15 protein-coding genes are annotated in these 24,984 nt (G+C 71.0%); 7 read left to right on the forward strand and 8 right to left on the reverse strand.

Annotation, left to right across the window (positions count from 1 at the left end; all coding sequences use genetic code 11):
- The first annotated feature begins 16 nt into the window (after positions 1–16).
- Both GE115_RS05005 and GE115_RS05010 read left to right on the forward strand, forming a co-directional pair.
- Positions 17–1,174 carry a Gfo/Idh/MocA family protein gene (locus GE115_RS05005; protein ID WP_246190591.1) on the forward strand — a complete coding sequence of 386 codons (1,158 nt, stop codon included), beginning with the start codon at positions 17–19 and terminating at the stop codon, positions 1,172–1,174.
- A 15-nt stretch (positions 1,175–1,189) separates the two neighbouring features.
- Positions 1,190–2,206, forward strand: a complete 1,017-nt coding sequence (locus GE115_RS05010; RefSeq protein ID WP_153683674.1) for a magnesium and cobalt transport protein CorA — start codon at positions 1,190–1,192, stop codon at positions 2,204–2,206.
- 71 nt (positions 2,207–2,277) lie between these two features.
- Here GE115_RS05010 and GE115_RS05015 read toward each other — a convergent pair whose 3' ends face one another.
- The 7 genes from GE115_RS05015 to GE115_RS05045 form a co-directional block, all read right to left on the reverse strand.
- Positions 2,278–2,646 carry a nuclear transport factor 2 family protein gene (locus GE115_RS05015; protein WP_153683675.1) on the reverse strand — a complete coding sequence of 123 codons (369 nt, stop codon included), beginning with the start codon at positions 2,644–2,646 and terminating at the stop codon, positions 2,278–2,280.
- A gap of 56 nt (positions 2,647–2,702) precedes the next feature.
- A complete protein-coding gene (locus GE115_RS05020) occupies positions 2,703–4,601 on the reverse strand; it encodes a YhgE/Pip family protein (RefSeq protein WP_312854909.1) in 1,899 nt (632 codons plus the stop codon).
- Positions 4,598–5,260, reverse strand: a complete 663-nt coding sequence (locus GE115_RS05025) for a hypothetical protein (protein ID WP_216648756.1) — start codon at positions 5,258–5,260, stop codon at positions 4,598–4,600. The genes GE115_RS05020 and GE115_RS05025 overlap by 4 nt, the downstream gene beginning before the upstream one ends.
- Complete coding sequence (locus GE115_RS05030; protein WP_153683676.1) at positions 5,257–5,919, reverse strand: TetR/AcrR family transcriptional regulator; 663 nt, start codon at positions 5,917–5,919, stop codon at positions 5,257–5,259. The genes GE115_RS05025 and GE115_RS05030 overlap by 4 nt, the downstream gene beginning before the upstream one ends.
- A 37-nt stretch (positions 5,920–5,956) precedes the next feature.
- Positions 5,957–6,625, reverse strand: a complete 669-nt coding sequence (locus GE115_RS05035) for a GAP family protein (protein ID WP_153683677.1) — start codon at positions 6,623–6,625, stop codon at positions 5,957–5,959.
- A gap of 23 nt (positions 6,626–6,648) precedes the next feature.
- Positions 6,649–8,142 (reverse strand): cardiolipin synthase, encoded by a 1,494-nt coding sequence (cls, locus tag GE115_RS05040; RefSeq protein ID WP_153683678.1) that lies wholly within the window; start codon positions 8,140–8,142, stop codon positions 6,649–6,651.
- A gap of 164 nt (positions 8,143–8,306) precedes the next feature.
- Positions 8,307–9,221: an alpha/beta fold hydrolase gene (locus tag GE115_RS05045; protein ID WP_153683679.1), complete on the reverse strand. Its 915-nt coding sequence runs from the start codon at positions 9,219–9,221 to the stop codon at positions 8,307–8,309.
- Between the two features lie 94 nt (positions 9,222–9,315).
- On the opposite strand from GE115_RS05045, the gene GE115_RS05050 reads away from it, so the two are divergent.
- Positions 9,316–9,882 carry a TetR/AcrR family transcriptional regulator gene (locus GE115_RS05050; RefSeq protein WP_172979710.1) on the forward strand — a complete coding sequence of 189 codons (567 nt, stop codon included), beginning with the start codon at positions 9,316–9,318 and terminating at the stop codon, positions 9,880–9,882.
- A gap of 89 nt (positions 9,883–9,971) precedes the next feature.
- On the forward strand, positions 9,972–10,310 hold the full coding sequence (locus tag GE115_RS05055; RefSeq protein WP_153683681.1) for a hypothetical protein: 339 nt from the start codon (positions 9,972–9,974) through the stop codon (positions 10,308–10,310).
- A gap of 90 nt (positions 10,311–10,400) precedes the next feature.
- Here the strand turns inward: GE115_RS05055 and argG are convergent, their stop codons facing one another.
- Positions 10,401–11,828 (reverse strand): argininosuccinate synthase, encoded by a 1,428-nt coding sequence (argG, locus tag GE115_RS05060; protein WP_153683682.1) that lies wholly within the window; start codon positions 11,826–11,828, stop codon positions 10,401–10,403.
- Between the two features lie 63 nt (positions 11,829–11,891).
- On the opposite strand from argG, the gene GE115_RS05065 reads away from it, so the two are divergent.
- The 3 genes from GE115_RS05065 (at position 11,892) to GE115_RS05075 (ending at position 24,916) form a co-directional block, all read left to right on the forward strand.
- Positions 11,892–12,437 (forward strand): DUF3151 family protein, encoded by a 546-nt coding sequence (locus GE115_RS05065; RefSeq protein ID WP_172979712.1) that lies wholly within the window; start codon positions 11,892–11,894, stop codon positions 12,435–12,437.
- Position 12,438: 1 nt separating this feature from the next.
- Positions 12,439–13,725 carry an adenylosuccinate synthase gene (locus tag GE115_RS05070; RefSeq protein WP_153683684.1) on the forward strand — a complete coding sequence of 429 codons (1,287 nt, stop codon included), beginning with the start codon at positions 12,439–12,441 and terminating at the stop codon, positions 13,723–13,725.
- Between the two features lie 190 nt (positions 13,726–13,915).
- Entirely contained in the window at positions 13,916–24,916 is an 11,001-nt protein-coding gene (locus tag GE115_RS05075; protein WP_172979714.1) for a DUF5979 domain-containing protein, read from the forward strand.
- Positions 24,917–24,984 lie beyond the last annotated feature (68 nt).

A 24,984-nucleotide genomic window follows, 5' to 3' on the forward strand; every position in this document is an offset into this window, starting at 1 on the left:
CGCGCCCACCGGACGCATGGGCGTCGGCGTGATCGGCGCCGGCAACATCAGCGAGCAGTACCTCGGCAACCTCACCCGCTTCCCCGACCTCGACGTGCGCTTCGTGGCCGACCTCGACCCGCTGCGGGCCGAGGCGCAGGCCGCGCGATTCGGCGTGCCGCGGGCCGGTACCGTCGACGCGCTGCTCGACGACGACGGCGTCGAACTGGTGGTGAACCTCACCGTGCCGGCCGCGCACGTCGACGTCGGCCTCCGGGTGCTCGAGAGTGGCCGGCACGTCTTCGCCGAGAAGCCGCTGGCGCTGGACCTCGCCGACGGACGACGTCTGCTGCGACGCGCCGGAGCACTCGGCCTGCGGGTCGGCAGCGCGCCCGACAGCTTCCTGGGCGGCGGCCTGCAGGCCGCGCAGCGGCTCGTCGACGACGGGGCGATCGGCACCCCGCTCACCGCGATCGTGCTGTTCCAGGGCACTGGGCCCGAGTCGTGGCATCCGAACCCCGAGTTCCTCTTCGCGCCGGGAGCCGGCCCGCTGTTCGACATGGGCCCCTACTCACTGACCGCACTGGTGCAACTGCTCGGCCCCGTCGCGCGGGTGAGCGCCGCATCGAGCCGTTCGAGGCCGACGCGCACGATCGGCTCGGGGCCGAGGGCCGGCACCGAATTCCCCGTGCTGGTGCCGACCTACCACGCGGCGCTCCTCGAGTTCCGCGACGGCGGCATCGCGCAGGCGGTCTTCAGCTTCCAGTCACCGCGCCGGGTGCCGACCGTGCTCGAGGTCGCCGGCACGTCCGGCGCGATCGCGCTGCCCGACCCGAACTCGTTCCATGGCACCACGATGCTCTGGCGCGTCGACGCCGACGATCCGAACGCGCCGGTCGAGGTGCGCGTGGAGGCGTCGGGCGACACTCGCGGCATCGGCGTGGTGGAGCTCGCCCGCGCCATCCGCGCCGGGGTGCCGGCTCGCGCGAGCGGCGAACTCGCGCTGCACGTGCTCGAGGTGATGAGCGCGGTCCGCGATGCGGCCTCCGGCGGGGCGCCGGTGCGGCTCTCGAGCGAGGTCGAGCGGGCGAGCGCGCTACCCGCCGGCTGGGACCCCCGCGCCGCGACCCTCGCCGACCCGAACGCCGGCCCGCCCACCGACCCGCATGGCGCGGAAACCCGGGTCCCCGCATAGGGAAGACTGTCGCCCATGACCGTCGTCGACAACGCGATCTACCGCGACGGGGTGCGCGTGGCCACGCCCGACTCCCTCGAGGAGACGTTCGAGACCCTTGCCGCGCACGGCGGGTTCGCGTGGATCGGGCTCTACCGGCCGACCGATGCCGAGCTCGACGCGGTGGCCGCCGAGTTCGGCCTGCACGCACTCGCCGTCGAGGACGCGCGCAAGGGCCACCAGCGGGCGAAGCTCGAGCGGTACGGCGACACGCTCTTCGCGGTGCTGCGTCCCGGGCGCTACCTCGACGCGAGCGAGCAGGTCGAGTTCGGCGAGGTGCACCTGTTCGTCGGCGCCGCCTTCGCGGTCTCGATCCGGCACGCCGAGTCGCCCGACCTCGGCCGGGTGCGCCGTCGCCTCGAGGGCAACCCCGAGCTGCTGCGCCGGGGTACGGAGGCGGTGCTGTACGCCGTGCTCGATGAGGTCGTCGACGAATACGCGCCGGTCGTCGCCGGCCTCGAGAACGACATCGACGAGATCGAGGACCAGCTCTTCTCGGGCGATCCCGAGGTCACCCGCCGCATCTACGACCTCTCGAGCGAGGTGATGGAGTTCCAGCGCGCTACCCGGCCCATCGTCGACATGATCGCGACCCTCGAGCGCGGGTTCGAGAAGTACGGCGTCGACGTGGAGCTGCAGCGCTACCTGCGCGACGTGAAGGACCACTCCATCCGCATCGTCGAGCGCGGCGAGGGGTTCCGCCAGCTGCTGCAGAACGCGCTGACGGTTCACGCGACGCTCGTCGGCCAGCGGCAGAACGAGGAGATGAAGCGGCTGACCGAGACGAGCCTCGCGCAGAGCGAGCAGACGAAGAAGATCTCCAGCTGGGCGGCGATCATCTTCGCACCGAGCCTCGTGGCGGGCATCTACGGCATGAACTTCGACTTCATGCCCGAGCTCGACGAGCCGTGGGGCTATCCGTTCGCGATCGCGCTGATGATCGGGTTCGCGTTCACGCTGTACGCGATCTTCAAGCAGCGCAAGTGGCTGTGACGAGGGCGGCGACGCCGCTGGAGTGACGAAGCGCCGGATGCCCCGTCCGCGGCATCCGCCCCGTGTCGGCGTCAGGCGGGCGTCTGCTGGTGCGCGGCGACGCGCCACGCGCCGTCGTCATAGAGGTAGGTCGTCGACATCCGCAGGTTGGCGGTGTCGTCACCCCGCCGCGCGACCGCTCGGTAGACGAGCACGCCCGCACGCGGGCCGAGGCGGATGACCGCGGGCTCGTGCAGCTCGTAGCTGTCCCACGGCGGGGCAGTGCGGAACGCGGCGAGGATGTCGTCGCGACCGAGCACGGCGCCCTCGACCACCATGAGGGCGTCGCGGGTCATCGCACGGGCGTAGTGCTCGCCGCCGTGTCCGCCGACGATGGCGCGCCATCCGGCGTGCTCCTCGTGCAGGAGGCGGGCTGGCAGATCGTCGGTGATCTCCGTCATGCCCTCACGCTAGCCGCGTCCGGTCGCCGCGTCACGCGTGGCGGGGTATCCCGTGGCTATCCGATGAGGCTCGGCTGCAGGTCGCGGAGGGTGCGGGCGTGCGTCATGCGCGTGACGCCGATCGCCGACGCGACGAGCGCCGCGCCGAGCCAGATCGCGAGCACCCCGGCGTCGGCCGCCGCGCGCGACAGGTCGCCGCCGTACATGGCCTGCCGCAGGGCGTCGACGACGTAGCCCATCGGCAGCACCTGGTGCAGCGCGGCGAGCGGCGCGGGCAGTGTCTGCCAGGGGAACGTGCCGCCCGCGGTCACGAGTTGCAGCACCATGAGCACGAGCCCGAGGAACTGGCCGACCGACCCCAGCCAGACGTTCAACGCCAGGATGATCGCCGCGTACGTCGCCGAGGCGAGCAGCATGACGCCGATGACGGCGAGCGGATGACTCATCGAGAAGCCGAGGGTCACCGCGAGCGTCGCGTAGAGGCCGAGCATCTGCACGCCGCCGAGGAGGGCCGGTGTGAGCCAGCCGGCGAGGGTGATGCGGATCGGCGAGTGCAGCGCCGTGATCGCGCGCCGGGAGATCGGCTTCACGATCAGGAACAGGGCATAGATGCCGATCCATCCGGCGAGCGCGGCGAAGAACGGGGCGAGGCCTGCGCCGTAGCTGTCGGCGCGCGCCGCCGAGTCGGACTCGACCGTGATCGGGTCGGCGATCGTCGTGGCCTGCGCGTCGCGGGTCTCCTGCGTCGTGTCGGGCAGCTGCGCGGCGCCGTCGGCGAGGCCGTCGCGCAGGGTCGCGGTGCCGTCGGCGAGTTCGCCGAGCCCCGACGCGAGGGTGCCGGCGCCATCGCGCAGCTGCGCGGCGCCGTCGGCCGCCTGCGCGGCGCCGTCGGCGGCAGCGCTCGCTCCGCCGGCGAGGGCGGATGCCCCGTCGGCGACCTGCCGGCTGCCGGCGGCGAGCCGGTCGATCTCGCCGACGGCCTCCTGGACGCGCGCGTCACCCGTCGCGACGCGGTCGCCGACCGTGTCGAGCCGGGCCAGCACGGCGTCGATGGTCGCCGGGTCGACGCCCTGCTCGACGAGGGCGGCCTCGATGTCGGCCCGGGCCTGCGGCACGGCGGCGGCCGCCTCGCCGACGGCCGCTCCGACCCGGTCGGCGGTCGCCGCGAGCTGTTCGTTGCCGTCGGCGACCTGCGCCGCGCCCGCCGCGAGTTCGGTCGAGCCGTCTCGCAGCTGCGCGGTGCCGTCGCGCAGCGCGGCCGTGCCGTCGGCGAGCTGTGCGGCGCCGTCGTCGAGCTGCGCCGCGCCGTCGACCGCGGCGACCGCGCCGTCGGCCAGTCGCGCCGCGCCGTCGGCCGCGTCGACCAGGCTGCCGCGCACGGTGTGGACGGCTCCGAGCAGGGTCGACGCGGCCTCCTCGCCGACCTGCTGCGCGACCGCCGCACGAATGCGCTCGACCGCCTGCTCGCCGATCGTGCCGGCGAGGTAGCTGTTGGCGTCGTTCGTCGCGAGCACGATCTCGGCCCGGCGCGGGGCATCCGTCGAGACGGAGGCGAGCGCCTCCGAGAAGTCGGCCGGGAAGGTCACGGCGAAGTCGTAGCGCGACGCGTCGAGCCCGGCCTCCGCCTCCTCGGCGGACACGCGGTGCCACGCGAACGCGCCGTCGGCGACGAGCTCGTCGGCGACCTCCTCGCCCACGTTGCGGGCGACGAGCTCGTCGGCGACCTCCTCGCCCACGTTGCGGGCGGCGGTGTCGTCGGTCGCGGGGCTGCCCGCGTCGGCGACGACCAGTGCGACCGGCACCTCGGGGAACTTCGCGTACGGGTCCTGGTTCGCCCAGAGGTAGAGCCCGCCGTAGAGCACGGGCACCGCGACGAGGGCCAGCAGCGCGAGCACCGACATCCGCGTGGAGGTGAGCCGGCGCAGTTCGGCCGCGATCATCTGCGGGATCTTCACGCGAACCCTCCCTCGGCCAGCGGCATCGGGTCGTCGGTGTCGTCGTCGGCCTGCATGCGCGCGAGCATGGCGCCCGCGCCGATGGCGGCGGCCGAGGCATCCCCGGCGATCACGAGCACCGCGAACCCGCGGTCGGCGAGGCGCTTCGCGAGCTCCCACCAGGCGATCGGGTCGCCGCCGTGGCGGTCGGGCGAGACGATGACGAGCGCCTCGACCCCGTCGCGGAGGATCGCGAGCTCGGTGAGCAGCCGCAGCCGGTCGAGCGGGTCGACCGTCGCGATCGGCCGTCGGGCGAGGTGGTGGAGGCCGAGGTCGCCGAGCCAGCGCGAGACGGAGACCGGGTTCGACGGGATGCCCGCGAACATGAGCTCCTCGGCGGCGACGCCCGCGACGGTGACGTTCGGCGCGGGATCGGAGACCTCGGGCGCGTCGACGAGCGCGACGCGGCGACGGATGCCCCGGGCGTCGGCTCGCCCGTCGAGCGTGACGGTGCCCGCGTCGGGTCGCATGCGCCCCGAGGCGATCAGCCCGAGCACGGTGGGGCGCTGCTCGGTCTCGGCGCGGGCGAGCGTGGCCCGCCCCGACTCGAAGCCGAGGGTCGTGGCCGGCAGCACCTGGCCGCCGCGGCCCTTGCGGACCGCACGGACGTCGATTCTCACGGGGCGGTCGCCTCCGCGGGCTCGGGCGCGAGCTCGGTGGTCGTCTGGATGAGCTCGCCCGCCTCGGTCCACGACAGGCCCGCCGTGCCGAGCACCGCGAGCATCACGAGACGGCGGGCGTCGCCGGCGGCGAGCTCGGCTGCCGGACGCCCCGCCTCGGCGAGGACCGCGAGCGCGGACTGCTCGATCAGGCGCGCGAGCACCGCAGGCGGCACGTCGCCGCGCAGCGAGCCGTCGCGGCCGCCGCGTTCGACGATGGCGAGCAGCTCGGCGCGCACGGGCGCGAGCGCCGCCGCGACGCGGTCGACGTAGGGGTCGCGCACGGCCATGGCGGCGAGCAGGCGCACGTGCTCGACCGCGTCCCACAGGCGTGCGCCGAGCAGGGCGAGGGCGACCGGGGCGTCGGGATGGTGCACGCCCGTCGCGATGCGGTTGAGCCGGCGCGTGCCGCGGTCGACGAGGGCGATCACGAGCTCGTCGCGGTTGGCGAAATGGCCGTACACCGCTCGCCGGGTGAGCCCGGCCGAGCGGGCGATGGCCTCGAGTGAGGCGTCGGATGCCTCGGCGAGCGCACCGGCGGCGGCGGCGAGCAGGGATTCACGGTTCTCCGCCGCGTCTCGTCGTGGGGCTCGGCGGCCCGCATCGACGGAGGTCGGCATGCATCCAGTGTACGAACTTGCACACTGATGTGCAAATTCAAAGCTCCGACAGTCCCGCCCCGATGACCACCACGCCGATCAACATGACCATGAGCGCCGTGACGATCGTGCTGTTGCGCACGAGCCAGGCCTTCGTCGCCTCGAGGCGCGGCTGCATGCCCTGCGGATGGATGAGCGCCATGAGCACGGGCACGGCGACGGTCGACGCGCCGACGACGGTGTAGATCGCGATCACGACCGCTGATTCGCCGACGGTGAGGCCGGGCGCGCGGATCGCGAGACCGGCGGCGATCGCCAGCAACAGCGCCTTCGGCCGCACGTTCAACGCCAGCGAGATGCCGAGCGCACTCCACGGACCGACCCGGTCGATCGTGCGCAGCCATTTCGGCAGCGCCCTCGTGGGGTTCGCGCGGGCACGCCGCCACTGGATGACGGCGAGCACCACGAGGGCGATGCCGACGACGATCTCCGCGATCCCGATCGCCGTCTCCGGGCGGCGGTCGGACCGCGGCGACGGGATCGCCTGGGCGCTGATCGTGGTCACGCTGACCAGCGCCGCCATGCCCAGCACCCAGCCGAGCAGGAACGGCAACGAGGTGCGCGCCGCCTTGGGCGAGAGCAGGATCATGATCGTCGCCATGATCGGCACCGAGCTGATCGCGACGGCGAGCGCGATCGGGAGGATGTGGCCGATCGCCTGCAGCATCCGCGCCTCCTATCCCGGCGCCCTCACTGCAGCGCCGACGTGAGCCGCGCGACGCCGTCGAGGAACGTCGCCTTCGCGGGCTCTCGCTCCCACTCCTCGAGCGTCAGCTCGCGGCTGATCGCCCGGTACCCCTGCTCGACCTCGCGCATGTCGTCGACGAACGAGCGTCCGCGCACGAGCAGCGAGATCTCGAAGTTGAGGTTGAACGAGCGGATGTCCATGTTGCTCGACCCGATCACCGCGACGTCGTCATCGATCGAGAGGTGCTTCGCGTGCAGGATGTACGGGCCGGGGTAGAGCCAGATGCGCACGCCCGCGCGCAGCAGCGGCTCGTAGTAGGAGCGCTGCGCGTGCCAGACCGAGCCCTGGTCGCCGATCTCCGAGACGAACAGCTGCACGTCGAGCCCGCGCAGGCGCGCCGACGTGATGGCGTACATCATCGCCTCGTCGGGCACGAAGTAGGGGCTCGTGATGATCACGCGCTCCTGCGCCGACGCGACGAGCGAGAGGAACAGCCGCAGGTTGTTCTCCTGCTCGTACGACGGGCCGCTCGGCACCACCTGGCAGACGAGGGCGTCGGATGCCTCGTGCCCGGTGTCCATCGAACGGCTCGCCACCTCGGCCGCCGGCACGTGCTCGGTGTCGACGAGCTGCTCGCCGGTCTCGGCGTACCAGTCGGAGAGGAAGACCGCGTTGACGGATGCCACGACGGGGCCGGTGACGCGGGTCACGAGCTCCTGCCACATGAGCCCGCGCTTCCGGTTCTTCGGCGAGTCGTAGTCGCGGGCGATGAGGTTCTGCGATCCCGTGAACGCGACGCGCCCGTCGACGACGACGAGCTTGCGGTGGTTGCGCAGGTCGGGCCGTTGGTAGCGGCCCTTCAGCGGCTGCACCGGCAGCAGGAACGCCCACTGCACGCCGATGCGGTCGAGTTCGGCGAACGTCTGCTCGTGCACCGAGACGCGGCGGGATGCCACGTGGTCGATGAGCACCCGCACCGCGACGCCGCGCGCCACGGCCCGTTCCATCGCGGCGAAGAAGCCGCGGGTCGTGTCGTCGATGGCGCCGATGTAGAACTCGACGTGCACGAAGCGTTCGGCCGTGTCGATGTCGGCGGCCATCCGGTCGATCGAGGCCTGGTAGTCGCCGATCAGCTCGGCCCGGTTGCCGCCCGACGCGGGCAACGCCGTGAGGGCACGGTTCTGCGCCACCGTCGTCGCGAACCACGCCGGCCAGTCGGCCCGGTCGGTGACGAGCGCGTCGCTCGCGGTCGTGCGCTCGGCGATCGCGGCGTCGATCTCGCGTTGGCGCGCGCGCCGCTTCGCCGGCAGCTTCACGTTGCCGATCAAGAGGAACAGCACGATGCCGACGAACGGGATCAGGAAGACCGCGAGCAGCCACGACATCGCCGCGGTGGGCTTGCGCCCGCGGGGGATGACGATGAGCGCGATGATGCGGATCACCCAGTCGAGCAGGATGAGCAGGCCCCCGATGAGTGCCGCGAGCTCGGCGCTCATGCCGGTCGGCCAGGTCGTGCCGCGGTGCTGCCTGCAGAGATCATCGCGTCCCCCGTCGGTCGGTCGAGCGACCCACCCGCTCGTCGATCGAGCGTAGGGCAGCGAGCGGGCCGAGCGGTACCGGCGCGCGTCGAACGGTGAAGGCGCGTCGAACCGGCGTTCGGTCAGACCCCCGTCGGCCGCGCGGCGCTCCGGTCGGCCGCGGTCCAGAACGATCGCAGTCGTTCGGCGAGCGGTTCGCGCACCTGCATCGGCAGCGAGTGCGTCGCCTCGGGCCAGATCTCCACCGTGGCATCCGGCAGGTGCGACCGGGCGCGGGCGGCTGCCCGAGGGCCGCCCGCGAGCGACCGCCGCCCGGCGATCGCGACATACGTCGTGACGCACAGCGATTCGAGTTGCGCCGTCGACAGCGGCCGCGGCGTGGGGAGCCGGCTCACGAACGTCTCGGATGCGACGGCGATGAGCCGCCCGATGGGGCCTGCGGTGCGCACCTCCTCCACGGGCACCCCGCCGATCGCCGCGAGGGCGCGTTCACGCCAGGACTGCGGTACCGGCAGGGTCGCGAGGGCGGCCCAACCGAACGTCGACGCGGGCGGCCACCCGAGCGTGAACGCCGGTTCGAGCAGTGCGAGCGAGGCGATGCGCCCCGGATGCCGCAGCGCGTGGTTCGCGGCGGTCGCCCCGCCGAAGGAGTGGCCGACCGAGTGCACGCGCTGGTGGCCGAGGGCGACGAGCGCCTCCTCGACCCAGCGCGCCTGGTCGTCGAGCGATCGCAGCGGCACGTGCTGCACCGACAGGCCCGCGTCGCCGAGCGCGTCGAAGGCGACGATCGTACGACCGGACGCGCGGAAGTCGGCCAGGTTCTCGGCCCACATCGGCGTGCCGGCGGTCTGGCCGGGCAGCAGCAGGATCGGCGGTGCGGTCGCCTGCTCGCCCTGCCAGCGGTACGCCCGGACGCTGCCGAACGAAGTGGCGACGTCGATCGCGGTGGTGGGCTGCTCGAGCTCGGCCATCGCCGCCTCGTAGGCGGCGAGGAACCTCGCTCGCCCATCCTCGCTGCGGAACCCTCCGATGCGCACGATCGCTCCTCCCGGTCATGGATACAATACAATCGTATTGCTTGCCGGCATGCCGAGAGTAGCAAGCCCGGCTTCGATCCGGAAGGGAAGTGCAGTGGACCGACGCGGTGACATCATCCGGGGCGTGTGGCGCACCATCCTCACGCGAGGCATCGCGGGCGTCTCCGTCCGTGCGGTCGCGGAGGCCGCCGGAGTCTCGGTCGGGCTCGTGCAGCACTATCACCGGAGCAAGGACGCGCTCATTCGGGCCAGCGCCGCCGCGATGATCGAGGGCTCCGCCGCCGCCTACCGGCTCGCCGGGTTCGCGCCGTCCGAGGCCGTCCGGCACCTCGTCACCCACGCCATCCCGACCTCCCCGGCCGCGCGCGACGGCGTGGTCATCTGGCACGCCTACCTCGCGGCATCCGTCGCCGACGAGGAGCTGGCCGCCCTGCTTCGAGCGGCGAAATCGGGCCAGGAGCGCGAACTCGCGACCCACCTCGCCGCCGTCGTGCCAGAGGACGAGGTCACCCACGTCGCTCGAAGCCTGATCGCGCTGGCCGACGGTCTGGCCGCCCGCGTCATCACCGGGGAGATCAGCGGCGCCGACGCCGTCCAGACCGCTGAGGCGGCGACGGACGCATTCGCCGGCATCGCGCGCGGACGCTCACAGGCCCCGTGAACCCGGCCCCCACAACTGGGGGTTCGCGAGCCCGTCGGCACCGCGTCGATCGGAGTTGGATGTGGCTATCGAACTGAGAGGAGTTCATCATGCCGGCACAACGACGCAGGATCACGGCGATCCTGGCCGCCGTCCCGTTCGTCGCGGTGAGCGTGCTCGGGGCCGCAGCGGCCGCGAACGCCACCCAGCCCGGGGCTGACGGCGAGCACAAGGTCGCGTTCTGCCACGCCACCCACAGCGAGACGAACCCGTACGTGTACATCGAGACCGACAACATCGCGGTCGTCCGGGCGCACTTCAAGCACCAGGACGAAGAGGACGTCTGGCCCGCGTTCAGCTACAGCTGGCACGGCGAGGTTCTCTCCTACGAGGGTTCCGGCAACGATGCGTTCATCGAGCGCGGTTGCCGGAGCGGGGGACTCGGCTGACGAAGGCGAAGCCCGAGGGCCTTCGACGCAGTGGGGCCCGTTCCGAACGGAACGGGCCCCACTCGCGTGTCGGGATCGGGATGCCGCGGCTCAGTCGGTGCCGAGGTCGAACGCCGCGGCCTCGAGCGCGGCATCCGTGGCCGCCTCGAGGTCGGTCTCGGCAGGGCCGGCGGTGATCTCGCCGGCCTCGCCCTCGGCGAGGTCGCCGACGAGGGCCGCCGTGGCGCCGCCGACGATGCCGAGGTGCGCGTACTGCTCGAGGCGGGCGCGCGAGTCGGCGATGTCGAGGTTGCGCATCGTGAGCTGGCCGATGCGGTCCTCGGGGCCGAAGGCCTGGTCGCCGACGCGCTCCATCGAGAGCTTGTCGGGGTGGTAGCTGAGCGCAGGGCCCGTGGTGTTCAGGATCGTGTAGTCGTCGCCGCGGCGCAGGCGCAGGGTGACCTCGCCGGTCACCGCCGAGCCGACCCAGCGCTGGATGGACTCGCGCAGCATGAGCGACTGCGGGTCGAGCCAGCGGCCCTCGTACATGAGGCGCCCGAGCCGGCGGCCCTCCTGGTGGTAGTTCGCGATCGTGTCCTCGTTGTGGATCGCGTTGAGCAGCCGCTCGTACGTGATGTGCAGCAGCGCCATGCCCGGGGCCTCGTAGATGCCGCGCGACTTCGCCTCGATGATGCGGTTCTCGATCTGGTCGCTCATGCCGAGCCCGTGACGGCCGCCGATGCGGTTCGCCTCGAGCACGAGTTCGACCGCGTCGGCGAACTCGACGCCGTTGATCGCGACCGGGCGACCCTGCTCGAACCGCACCGTCACGTCTTCGGCGGCGATCTCGACGTCGTCGCTCCAGAACGCGACGCCCATGATCGGCTCGACGGTCGTGATGCCGGCATCGAGCTCTTCGAGCTTCTTCGCCTCGTGCGTCGCGCCCCAGATGTTCGCGTCGGTCGAGTATGCCTTCTCGACGCTCGCGCGATAGGGCAGGTCGCGCGCCTGCAGCCACTCGCTCATCTCGGTGCGGCCGCCGAGCTCGGTGACGAAGTCCTGGTCGAGCCAGGGCTTGTAGATGCGCAGGCGCGGGTTGGCCATCAGGCCGTAGCGGTAGAACCGCTCGATGTCGTTGCCCTTGTAGGTCGAGCCGTCGCCCCAGATGTCGACGCCGTCCTGCATCATGGCCCGTACGAGCAGCGTGCCGGTCACCGCGCGGCCGAGCGGCGTCGTGTTGAAGTACGTCTTGCCGCCGGAGCGGATGTGGAACGCGCCGCACTGCAGGGCCACGAGGCCCTCCTCGACGAGCGCGGCGCGGCAGTCGACGAGCCGGGAGATCTCGGCGCCGTACTCGATCGCGCGGCCCGGAACCGCCTCGACGTCGGGCTCGTCGGGCTGGCCGAGGTCGGCCGTGTAGGTGCAGGGCACCGCGCCCTTCTCGCGCATCCAAGCGACGGCGACGGAGGTGTCGAGGCCCCCGGAGAACGCGATGCCGACGCGCTCGCCGATGGGCAGTGAGGTGAGGACCTTGGACATGGCCTCAAGCCTACTTGCGGGGCGGCCCGAGGGCTGACGAGGGTCCCCGCGCTAAGGTGGAGTGTGACTCCCGACGAAACAGCAGCCGAGAACGAGGCGTCACTCGCCGACGATCCCGCGGTGCGGCAGGCCATCGCCGAGTCCGTCCGAGGTGACGTCCGAGCCGTCGTGACCGCCCATCCCGCATCGCCCCTCGCATGGGCCGAGCTGGCCGACTCCGCGGACTCGTCCGGCCACGTGGTCGAGGCGTTCGCCTTCGCGACCGTCGCCGCCGACCTCGCGCGCGAGCAGCTCGCCGCGGCGGGCTGGCAGCCCGGCTCGCCCGTGCCCTGGTCCGACGAGCCCAACCGCGCGTATCTGCGCGCCCTCGACGCGCAGCGTCGCGCGGCCGAGGCGCTGGGCCTGCGCGACCGCGCGGCCGGCGCGGCCCGCGAGCTCGCCGACGCCGACGCCGAGGCGCCCGCCCGCATCGCGAGCGAGTACACGCCGACGCAGGTCATCTCCATCGTCGACCTCGAAGCGAGCGCAGGCCGCGGTACCGAGGCACCCGCCACCATCGGCGACCCGATCGCCGCACCCGAAGCGGCCGGCGCCGCCGGAGAGGACTGAAATGCCCGCTGTCGTACTCGTCGGAGCGCAATGGGGCGACGAGGGCAAGGGCAAGGCGACCGACCTGCTCGGCCCGCGCCTGGACTACGTCGTCAAGTTCAACGGCGGCAACAACGCCGGCCACACCGTCGTCATCGGCGACGAGAAGTACGCGCTGCACCTGCTGCCCTCCGGCATCCTGACGCCGGGCGTCACGCCCGTCATCGCGAACGGCGTCGTCGTCGACATCGAGGTGCTCTTCGAGGAGCTCGAGGCACTCGAGACCCGTGGCGTGGATGTCTCGAAGCTGCGGATCTCGGCGAACGCGCACGTGATCACCCAGTACCACCGCACGCTCGACAAGGTGACCGAGCGCTTCCTCGGCAAGCGGCAGATCGGCACCACGGGCCGGGGCATCGGCCCGACCTACGCCGACAAGATCAACCGCGTCGGCATCCGCATGCAGGACCTCTTCGACGAGAACATCCTGCGGCAGAAGGTCGAGGGCGCACTCGACCAGAAGAACCACCTCCTGGTGAAGGTGTACAACCGCCGCGCGATCGAGGCGGGCGAGATCGTCGACGAGCTGCTCGGCTTCGCCGACCGGCTGCGCCCGATGGTCGACGACACGTCGCTGCTGCTGCACCAGGCCCTCGAGCGCGGCGAGACCGTCCTCTTCGAAGGCGGCCAGGCGACCATGCTCGACGTCGACCACGGCACCTACCCCTTCGTGACGTCCTCGAACGCGACCTCGGGTGGTGCCGTGACCGGCTCGGGCATCGCGCCGAACCGCATCGACCGGGTCATCGCCGTCATCAAGGCGTACACGACCCGCGTCGGCGCGGGCCCGTTCCCGACCGAGCTGTTCGACGAGTGGGGCGACTTCCTCACCGAGCAGGGCCACGAGTTCGGCACGACGACCGGACGCAAGCGACGCACCGGCTGGTACGACGCGCCCATCGCCCGATATGCGAGCCGCATCAACGGCGTGACCGATTTCGTGCTCACGAAGCTCGACGTGCTGACCGGCATCGACCGCATCCCCGTCTGCGTCGCCTACGACGTCGACGGCACGATCGTCGACGAGGTGCCCGTGTCGCAGTCCGACTTCCACCACGCGAAGCCGGTCTACGAGGAGTTCCCCGGCTGGAAGGAAGACCTCTCGGGCGCGCGAGAGTTCTCCGACCTGCCCGCGAACGCGCAGAGCTACGTGCGCGAGCTCGAGGCGATGTCGGGGTCGCGGATCTCGGCAATCGGCGTCGGCCCCGAGCGCGACGCGATCGTGCAGCTGCACGACCTGATCGACTGACCGGTCGCCCCCGCGCCATTGTCGGCGCGCCGGACCCCCGATAGGGTGCCAAGCAGGTGCACCTGAGTCGCGTCGGTCCGTCATGGGCTGGCGCGGCCTGACCGGGGGGTTCAGTTTGCGCACGATCGGACGATGGACGGCGGCCGCACTCGCGGCGACACTGATCGGGGCGTCAGCCCTCGCTGGCTCGATGCCGGCGGCCGCGGCACCAGACGACGCGGAGTTCACGACCTTCACGAAGGTCGTCACACCGCCCGATACCTCTCCGTACGAAGCGGATGAGCAGTTCAGCTACACGATCACGATGACGTGCAACAGCCCGATCGTCGACATCTGCACCGATGCGATGGTCGACGACACGCTGCCCGCGCCGCTCGTGTTCGACCCATCGGTGCCGAATCCCGTCGTCGTGACGGGCGGCGGCACGGGTGCGACCGCGCCGACCGTTACGGTCGACCAGGGCGCGGGCTCGTTCAACGTCGCGTTCAACGAGGTGGGCACGGCCGGAACGGGCCTCGAGACCGGCCAGCAGGTGACGATCACCGTGTTCGTACAGGTGCCGGCCGACGCGAGCGCCGACTACGACGGCGAGATCACCAACACCGCGAACGCGTCCTCGACGAACGCGTTGCCGGTCGAGGCGCCCGCGACCGTGATCCTGGACATCCCCGAGCTGCTCGACTCCACCGTCGTGAAGTCCGTCGACGACCATGTCGCCGACGGCCAGACCGTGCCCGCCCTGCCCGACCAGCCCGTCGACTACGCGATCGGCGGCGGCAATGCCTCGAATCGGTCGGTCGACGCCATCGTCGTGCAGGACCCGGCCGACGGGGTCGCGAGTCCGTTCGACGGATACCTCGACTTCACCGGTATCACCTCGATCACCCCGCCGCCGGGTGCCGATCAGGTGCAGATCGAGTACCTCGACGACGACGGCAATTGGGTCGTCACCTACCCGACGGGCCCGATCCCGACCGACTTCACGAACATCCCCGATGTGCCGCCCGACGAGGTCCACGGCCTCCGCTTCACGTTCACGTCATCGACCGGGCAGATCCCGCCGACGCCGGCCGGCGAGGAGGGCACGATCGGCATCTCGTCGGTGACGAACGACACCGTGCTCGACATCCCGCTCGACGCGTCCGAGACCGTGCCCAACACGGCCTCCTCCAACGTCGTGGTCGAAGACCGGTCGAACATCCCCGAGACGGCCGACGGCGCCGTCGTCATCAGCAACACGGGCCCGACGGTCGACGTGGAGAAGACCTTCACCGACCCGGTGCTGCTCGCGGGCGAGTCGACGACGGCGACGATCGACTCGATGAACGGTCCCCGACCGGTCACCGAGATGGTCATCGAGGAGCCGACGCCCGGGTCGCCGGATCTCGCCGAGCAGGGCCTGACCTTCGACGGGTTCGGCCCGGTCGCGTGGCCGCAGAACGCGACGAGCGCGACCGTGACGTACACGTACGCCGACGGCGTTGGAGAGCCCGTCACGACGGGCGAGGAGAACACGATGCCCCCGCCGGAGGCAGACCGTGACGTCGTCGGCTTCACCGTGACCTTCACGGGCCCGATCCTGCCCAACTCCACGGCGGAGCTGCCGTTCGACGTGACCGCGGCCCCGGTCGAGGGCCAACTCGACATCGTCAGCACGAACTTCGTCACCTCGACGGTGACCGACGAGACCGACCAGACCGGTACCGATCAGGATGCCGCCGACCTGACGCGCCAGCCCGTTCGCGTGTCGACGCTCATCGAGAAGAACATCGTGCAGGACGAGGTCTGGGACATCCCGGGCAGCCCGACCGACGTGACGTTCCTCGCATCGGTCAATGACCAGGGCGAGAACGCGTCGACGGTCGGGGCCGACGAGCTCATCGTGAGCGACCCGGCCGATCCGCAGCCCGGCGACCCGCCGTCGGAGTTCTGGAACACGTTCGACGCCAACCAGCTCACGGCCGGGGTACCCGCCGATGCGAACCTCACCGTCGAGTACTGGAACGGCGAGGAGTGGGTGGTGCTGCCCGGCGCCGAACTCGTCGAAGGCCCGACGACCTTGAACTACACCGTGCCCGCCGACCTGCAGGACGACGTCCAGGGGATCCGCTTCGTCTACACGCCGAAGCCAGGCCAGACCCTTCCGCCCGGGTTCCAGGTCGCGCCGAGCGTCCAGGTCGTCACTCGCGACGAGTTCCGAGACGGCTCGGGCAGCGTCTCGGATGCCGCGGCCGCGGCCGATCCGCTCGTCGTCGCCAACGACGCGTCGTCGACGGTGACGAACCCCGACGACACGACGCCCGAGGACAACACGGCGACGGATGGCGACCAGATCGACGTGAACCCGTTCCCGGGCGGCGACGGTGTCGACCTCATCGAGAAGACATGGCTCGAAGAGAACGTGAACGCCTTCTCCGACGACCTGCGCACCGCCCGGGTGTCGTGGGCGACCGAGGGCGTGCCGTTCGACTCGGTCGCGGTCACCGACGACCCGACCGCCGGCGACGACTTCTCCGACCTCGCGGCATCGGTGTTCGACGCGTGGGACCTCGCCGCGATCGAGGCGATCGACGCGACCGTCGACCCGAGCATGCCGTACGACCGCATCTCGACCGTCGAGCTCTACAGCGACACCGCCGATGCGTGGGTCGACGTGACCGCCGATGCGTGCGGTGCCGCCGACACCACGGGTACGGCGTGCGACGGAGCCTTCCCCGGATACGAGCTGGACGACGCGCAGCGCGCGTCGACGCTCGCCGTGCGACTCACCTACGTCGAGGGGTCGAACCGCGGCGCCGGCACGGGGCCCGCGCCCGGCACCGGGGTCGCCGCCTCCTACGATTTCTCCCGCAACCTCGACCTGACCTTCCAGCTCCGCCAGGAGAAGCGCAGCGACGGCGGCCCGGTCGTCGGCAGCCTCCACGACGAGACCTACAACTCGGGTCTGAACGGCGTCGTCACCAACACCGTGAACGTCGCGGGCGAAGGCCCCGAGCCGATCTCGCAGAACGCGAGCGACGACATCACGATCCTCGACACCGTGATCAACACGTCGGTGACGAAGGCATGGGACCAGGACGGGCTGCCGATTCCGCCCGAGGCCGCCGACCAGGCCGACTATCCGCTCGTGCGCGCGACGCTGACCGCCCGGAACGAGACCGAGACGAACATCGAGACGTTGCGACTCGCCGACCCGGCCGCGACGCCGAACCCGCCGACGCCGCCTCCCGGCGAGACGACGACGTACGACTACCTGAACCTGTATGCGATCGAGTCGATCAGCGTGCCGGCCGAGGCCACGGTCTCCACGGTGGAGCTGACCCGTGCGGGGGGGACGACCACCGAGCACACCATCGAGGAGGCACTCGCGCTCACACCCGACGAGCTCGCCGACGTCGTCGGATTCGCCGTCACGCACACCGATCCCGACCGGGTCGCGATCCAGACGCAGGAGCAGACCAGCGTGCTCCTCGCCTACCAGCTGCGCGAGTTCCTGCGTGACGACCCGACGGTGCGACCCACGCTCGACGACACGGTGGAGAACTTCGCGTCGTCCGAGGCGTCACGCCCCGGCGGAGACCCCGATCTCGATGAAGCGTACGCCTCCGACGAGGACTCGTTCATCTTCGAGCCCGCCACGTATGGCGTGAACGCCGGCAAGTCGATCTCGCCCGCCTCCCGGTACGAGGACGAGCCGCGCGAGGGCTACACGGTGACGATCGGCGGCCAGCCGACCGGCAACGTCCGCACGACCGTCTTCACGATCACCGACGACGCGCCGACGTTCTGGAACGCCTTCCAGTTCGCGTCCTTCCCGGTGGCGACCCTGCCGGAGAACCTCGGTCAGGTCCGCGTGTCCGCACTCGTGGGCGTCGAGTACGCCGAGGACACCGGAAGCCTGTTCGCGTCGTGCAACGTCGCCGCCGACCTCGAACCGTGCTGGGTCGTCGGCGACTGGCAGGACGTCGCGGGCGACAACACCGTGACCCCCGTGCTCCCCGGCGGCGTCGCCGCGGCCGACGTGCGCGGACTCCGGTTCGAGGTGCGCCGTGACGAGGCCGGGTCGAACTGGGAGCAGCCGCGCAATCCGATCGTCTCGTTCTCGTTCCTGGCCGACCGGCTGGAGAACCTGCGCGTCGGGCCGAACGGCGAGATCGACTCGTATCCGGTCCCCTCGACGCTGCCCGGCCTGCAGACCGCGCCCGGTGAGACCGTGCAGGGCACGACCACCGACGTGGTCGACGTGCTCGGTGTCGGGTCGTGGGAGACGCCCGGGGGCGCCACGTGGCAGGCCACGGCGGACGCGACCGACACCACGCAGCTCCTCCATCGCCCCAACGCGATCCGCGTCACGAAGTCGCCCGGCAACGGATCGGGCGGCGCGACGGCGCAGCAGTTCCCGCCCGACTCGGAGATTCCGTACGTCATGACGGTGACCAACTCCGGGGAGTGGGCCATGACTGGGCTCGAGCTGACCGACCAGATCGCGACCGATGCAACCGGTTCGTATCTCGTACCGGTACCGGGCGCCGACCCGGTGTTCGAGTTCGCGCTCACCGATGCGGGCGGCAACGCCCTGCCGACGGATGGATTCACGGGTGAGCTCGACACGACCACCGGCGTGGTGACGATCACCGTGCCCGACGGCTTCGTGTTCAACCCGGGCGACGTGCTCGCGATCTCGGCGCACCTGCAGTTCCGCGCCGGCCTCGCGCCGGGCACGCCGGTGGCCAACACGATCGCCGCGACGAGCGACCGCGACTTCGAGACCTGCGAGCACACGTCGAACAACGTCGAGATCGCCGACACCGAGAACGTCGCCGAATGCGCGGCCGACACGACCGTGACGCCGGCCGCCGCAGCGCCGATCAGCATCGTCAAGTCCGTCAAGGGCACGGGAGCCGGCGTGCCGGGCGTCGATCCATCGGACCCGAACTACAACGACCTCGGTGTTCTCAACACGGCAGCGAATCCGACCGCTGCGGCGTGCTCCACGCCGAACGCCGGCGGCGGTTTTTACGTCAATCAATGCGTGCCCATCACCAGGCCGGGCGGAGTCGAGACCTGGCGCATCAGCTTCACCAACCGCGGCAACGTTCCCGCCGACCGGATCGCCGGCATCGACGTGCTCCCGGCGGTCGGCGACACCGGCGTCGTCGTCGGCTCGCAGCGGGGATCGGAATGGGCACCCGTCTTCATCGGAAACGTCGTGATCCCGCCCGCTGGTACGGCAACCGCGTACTACATGACGAGCGTGCCCAACCAGGCCTGCAACGCCACCGACATCCAGTACAGCACGCTCGGCCAGCCGGTCCCCGATTCCGACCCGTGCTTCGCCGACGTGTCGAGTCGTCAGTGGATCGAGTACGACGCGACGACCCCGCTGGAGGAGCTGGCGACGGCGCGCGCGCTGAAGCTCGTGTTCTCGTACCCGGCGGGCGGCGGCCTTCCGCCCGGCGCCACCGGTGCCGTCACGTTCGACACCCGCACCCCGGCGATCGTGCCCGACGCCTACGACGATGGACTGCCCATCGCCTGGAACACCGTCGCGGCCGGATCGCGGGCGACGTTCCAGGGCGAGGGCATCTACCAGGGCCCCGTCGAGCCGGTCCGCGCCGGCGTCGCCGTGCCGACGGGTGAGGTGCAGTTGCAGAAGCAGCAGGTCGCCCCCGATTCCTGGACCTTCCCGCTGCCGGACTCGTACGAGTTCGACGTGCAGTGCGAGTCGCTCGAGGAGCCGGTCGACCTCGTCGACACCGCCGGTGACGAGGTCTCCCCGATCGAGGTGCCCGCCGACGGATCGCTCGTCGCCGTGGGAACCGGTACGAACCTGCCGCTCTTCTCCGCCTGCACGGTTTCCGAGCTGTTCGCACAGGGCTCCACCGTCACGTACGACCCGGAGGGCACCGGTGACCGCTCGGGTGAGGTCATCGCGACCCGCGACCTCACCGGCCGCACCGACATCCACCACCCGTTCCCGCCGGACCCGGTGGAAGAGGTCACCCTGCAGGTGACGAACACCTACCAGATCGGTGGCTTCTCCATTTCGAAGGAGGTCGAGCGCAGCACCGCCGTCGATCAGGACGGCAACGCGATCGCGTTCGATCCCGAGTTCACGTTCGAGGCCAGCTGCATCTGGCTGGGCGAGGAGATCATCCCCGAGGCCGAACGCACGTTCACGCTGGGCGAGGGCGACTCGCAGGACTTCGCCCCGCTGCCGGTCGGCGCCGACTGCACCGTGACCGAGACGGATGCCGCGGGCGCCACGACGACCGAGGTCGTGGTCACCGAGGACGGTGTGGAAGGCGAGCCCATCGCGGGGCCGGCCGAGTTCACGATTCTGCCCGACGAGGAGGACGGCACGCATCTCACCGCGCTCGCCGTCACCAACACCTACACGGTCGGCGGCCACTCGATCACGAAGGACGTCACCGGCGCCGGCGCCGAGGACTGGGCGCCCGACGAGTTCACGGTCCGGCTCGTCTGCGAGTGGGACCAGGCGACGACGAACCCGGTGTACGACGACACGTTCACCATCACCGACGGTCAGACCATCACGGTCGAGAATCTGCCGACCGGGGCATCCTGCACGGTGACCGAGCCCGACGACGGCGGCGCGACCGGTGAACCGGTCATCACGCCGGCCCAGCCGGTGGTGATCGGCGTGGACGGTGCCGAGGGCGACCCGGTCGCCGTGACCGTGACGAACGACTTCCGCGTCGGCGGGTTCCAGGTCGAGAAGACGGTCGTCGGACCCGGCGTCGGATTCAGCGAGTCGGTCGACTTCGTGTTCACATACGTGTGCACGTACGAGGGCGTCACGGTCGGCGAGGGGACGCTCACGATCACGGGCGACGGCACGGCGGGGCCGCTCCTGTCGGAGACCGTGACCGGCCTTCCGGTCGACAGCGAGTGCGTCGTGACCGAGACCGACAGCGGTGGGGCGGATGCCACGCCCGAGCCCGTGACGGTGACCATCCCCGACGAGGTCGACGGTGTGGCGCAGGTCGAGGCCGCCGAGTTCGAGAATCGGTTCAGCGCCGGCACGATCGCGGTCACGAAGGAGCTCGACGGCACCGCCGCTGAGGTGCCCGAGATCGTCGAGGCGACCTACACCGTGCACGTGACGTGCACGCTCACGGCCGACGGCGAGCCGCTGTTCGAGGGCGACGTGCAGGTCACGGGCGGTCAGACGGTCACGGTGATCGACCCGGCGACGGGCGAGCCGCTGCTGCTGCCGCTGGGCACGCACTGCTGGGGGGACGAGACGGACGACGCGGGTGCGACGGAGTCGAGCGTCGACTTCGACTCGTTCGAGAACGCCGTCATCGTCATCGCGTCGGGTGGCGACGACCCCGAGGCGCTGGAGATCACGGCGACGAACACCTTCGACTTCAGCGAGATCTCCATCGCGAAGGCGCTCGACGGCAACCCCGCGCACGCCGAGGGCGTCACCTTCGAGATCCTCGTGACGTGCACCCTCGACCGCGGCGACGGCAACCCGCCGATCGTCATCTACGACCAGGAGCCGGTCGAGCTGCAGGGCGGCGAGACGGCGACGCTGGGTGATATCCCGATCGGCTCCGAGTGCTGGGCCGAGGAACCCGACGGGCAGGGGGCCTACGAGATCGAGATCGATGCGACCGAGGAGGAACCGATCGTCGTCGACGGCGGCGAGGCGCCGATCACCATCACGGTGACGAACGTGTTCCCCGACGCCGGCTTCACCGTCACGAAGGAGGTCGACGCCGGCGGTGCAGTGAACCAGGACGGCACGCCGATCGCGTACGACACGGTGTTCTCGTTCACCGCGACGTGCGAGTTCCAGGGCGAGACCGTGCTCGACGAGTCGTTCGAACTGACCGACGGCGGCACCCAGACGTTCGGCGGCCTGCCGGCGGGCGCCGACTGCACGGTGACCGAGACCGACCAGGGCGGGGCATCCACGTCGATGGTGATCACGCAGGACGGCACCGAGACCGATCTCGGCGAGACGACCGCGGCGGAGTTCACGCTGCTTCCCGACGCCGAGGCGACGATCGTCACGAGTCTCGCCGTGACGAACGCCTACACCGTCGGCGCGATCGCGATCACCAAGAACGTGACCGGCAGCGGGGCGGATGCCTGGGCACCCGACTCCTTCGAGGTGAACGTCGTCTGCACGCTGGAAGCCGCCGACCCTGACACGGTCTACGACGGCGTGCTCACCATCGCCGCCGGCGCGACCGTGACGGTCGAGAACCTGCCGACCGGCGCATCCTGCACGGTGACCGAGCCCGATGACGGCGGCGCGACCGGGGATCCGGTCATCACGCCGGAGCAGCCCGTCGTGATCGGGGTCGACGGCGAGGCGGGCGATCCGGTCGCGGTGACCGTGACGAACGACTTCCGCACCGGCGGATTCGAGGTCGAGAAGTCCTTCGTCGGACCGGGCGTGACCTTCACCGAGGGCGTCGACTTCGTGTTCACCTACGTCTGCACGTACGAGGGTGCGACGGTCGGCGAGGGCACGTTGACGGTCGTGGGCGACGGCACCACGGGGCCCCTGGAATCCGATCCGGTGACCGGCCTGCCCGTCGGCAGCGAGTGCGTCGTCACCGAGACCGACGACGGCGGGGCGGATGCCACGCCCGAGCCCGTGACCGTGCCGATCACCGACGAGGTGAACGGCGAGCCGCAGGTCGTCGTGGCGCCGTTCGAGAACCCGTTCAGCGCCGGCACGATCGCGGTCAGCAAGGTCGTGGACGGTGAGGCGGCCGAGGATCCCGAGATCTCCGGTGCGACGTTCACGGTGCACGTCACCTGTGCGCTGACCGCCGACGGTGAGCCGCTGTTCGAGGGCGACGTGCAGGTGACCGGCGGCGCGACGGTCACGGTGATCGACCCGGCGACGGGCGAGCCGCTGCTGCTGCCGCTCGGCACGCACTGCTGGGGCGTGGAGACCGACGACGCGGGTGCGACGGAGTCGAGCGTCGATTTCGACTCGTTCGAGAACGCGGTGATCGTGGTCGCGGCCGGCGGCGAAGAGCCGCAGGCGCTCGAGCTCACCGCGACGAACACCTTCGACTACGGCGATCTCGTCGTCGCGAAGGCGCTCGACGGCAACCCCGCGCACGCCGAGGGCGTCACGTTCGAGATCCTCGTGACGTGCACCTTCGATCGCGGCGACGGCAACCCGCCGATCGTGGTCTACGACCAGGAGCCGGTCGAGCTCGAGGGCGGTGAGACGGCGACGCTGGGTGACATCCCGATCGGCTCCGAATGCTGGGCCGAGGAGCCCGACGGGCAGGGCGCCTGGGAGATCACGATCAGCGCGACCGAGGAGGAGCCGATCGTCGTCGACGACGGCGAGACGCCCGTGCCGATCACCGTGACGAACGACTTCCCCGACGCCGGTTTCACGGTCGCCAAGTCCGTCGACAACGGCGGCGCGGTGAACCAGGACGGCACGCCGGTCGCCTACGACACGGTCTTCTCGTTCACCGCGGTCTGCACCTTCGAGGGTGAGACCGTGCTCGACGAGTCGTTCGAGCTGACCGACGGCGGCTCGCAATCGTACGACCAACTGCCCGCCGGCGCCGACTGCACGGTGACCGAGACCGACCAGGGCGGGGCATCCACCTCGATGGTGCTCACGCAGGACGGCACCGAAACGGATCTCGGCGAGGCGACGACCGCCGAATTCACCCTGCTGCCCGACGCGGAGGCGACGATCGTCACGAGCCTCGGCGTGACGAACGCCTTCACCGTGGGTTCCGTGGAGGTCACCAAGGAGGTCACGGGCACCGGCGCCGATGCGTGGGGCGGCACCTTCGGCGACTTCGAGGTGCGCATGGTCTGCACGCTCGAGGCCGCGGACCCCGACGTGGTCTTCGACGCCACGCACACGCTGACGAAGGATGCCCCGGGCGACGTGTGGCTCGTCGAGAACCTGCCGACCGGGGCATCCTGCACCGTCACGGAGGATGACGACGCCGACGGCGGCGCGACCGAGTCGACCGTGACGCCCGAGCAGGTCACGGTGGGCGACGACGCGACCGGCGAACCGGTCGCCGTCACCGTCGAGAACGAGTTCCGCACCGGCGCGCTGAACGTGCTGAAGGAGGTCACCGGGCCGGGCGTCCCGGAGTTCTCGAACGGGCCGTTCATCTTCCAGGTGACCTGCACGTACGAGGATCAGACGGTCGTCGACCAGGAGCTCGTCGTGATCGGGGATGGAACGGAGGGGCCGTTCACGAGCGAGACGATCACGGGTATCCCCGTGAACGCGGTGTGCGTCGTGACCGAGACGTTCGACGCGAATGCCGACACGACGCCACCGCCGGTGACGGTCACGATCCCCGACCAGCAGCCGGAGGGGGTCGAGACAGTCAGGACCGCCGGGTTCGTGAACGAGTTCTCACTGGGCACCATCGAATTGACGAAGGAGGTCGACGGTGCCGGCGCCGACCAGCCCTGGGTGCAGGAGGCCGTCTTCACGGTGCAGGTCACGTGCCAGCTCGACGTGCAGGGCACCATCGTCACGATCTACGACGCCCCTGTCGAGGTCGGCGCCGGTGAGACCGTGACCGTGCTGCGGGAGGACGGGGATCCGCTCAAGCTGCCCTACCGCACCCACTGCTTCGGCGCGGAGATCGATGCGGCCGGCGCGACGTCGACGGCGATCGACTTCGACTCCTACGAGAACGCGGCGATCATCACGGTCGAGGGCGAGCCGCAGCACCTCACGCTGACCGCGACGAACACGTTCGACGAGGGGGCGATCGAGGTCGCCAAGACGGTGAGCGGCGACACGGCACAGGCCGCGGGCAAGACCTTCACGATCGAGGTCACCTGCACGCTCGACCAGGGTGCGAACGGGGTCGGCGTCGTGCTCGACGGCGAGCCGGTCACGATCGCGGGCGGGCAGAGCGAGGTGATCGGGGAGCTGCCGCTCGGCGCCGAGTGCTGGGCGGCCGAACCGGACCTGAACGGTGCGGCGGCGGTCACGATCAGCGCGACGGAGGCGACGCCCGTCGTCGTGGGCCTCGATGAGGACGTGACGATCACGGTCGACAACCGCTTCGACCCGCTCCCGGCGGCGACCGGTGTCGACCCCTGGGTCCCGGCGGCGATCGCCGGCGGCATCCTGCTGCTCGGCGGGGCGATCGTCCTCTTCGCCGTCCTGCGTCGTCGGCGCCGCTCCTCCTAGCACGGCGGCCAGGGGTCCTTCGAACACGACGAGGGGCGGATGCCGAAGCATCCGCCCCTCGTCGTCTC

The sequence above is a fragment of the Agromyces agglutinans genome, from assembly GCF_009647605.1.
Classification (GTDB): Bacteria; Actinomycetota; Actinomycetes; order Actinomycetales; family Microbacteriaceae; genus Agromyces; species Agromyces agglutinans.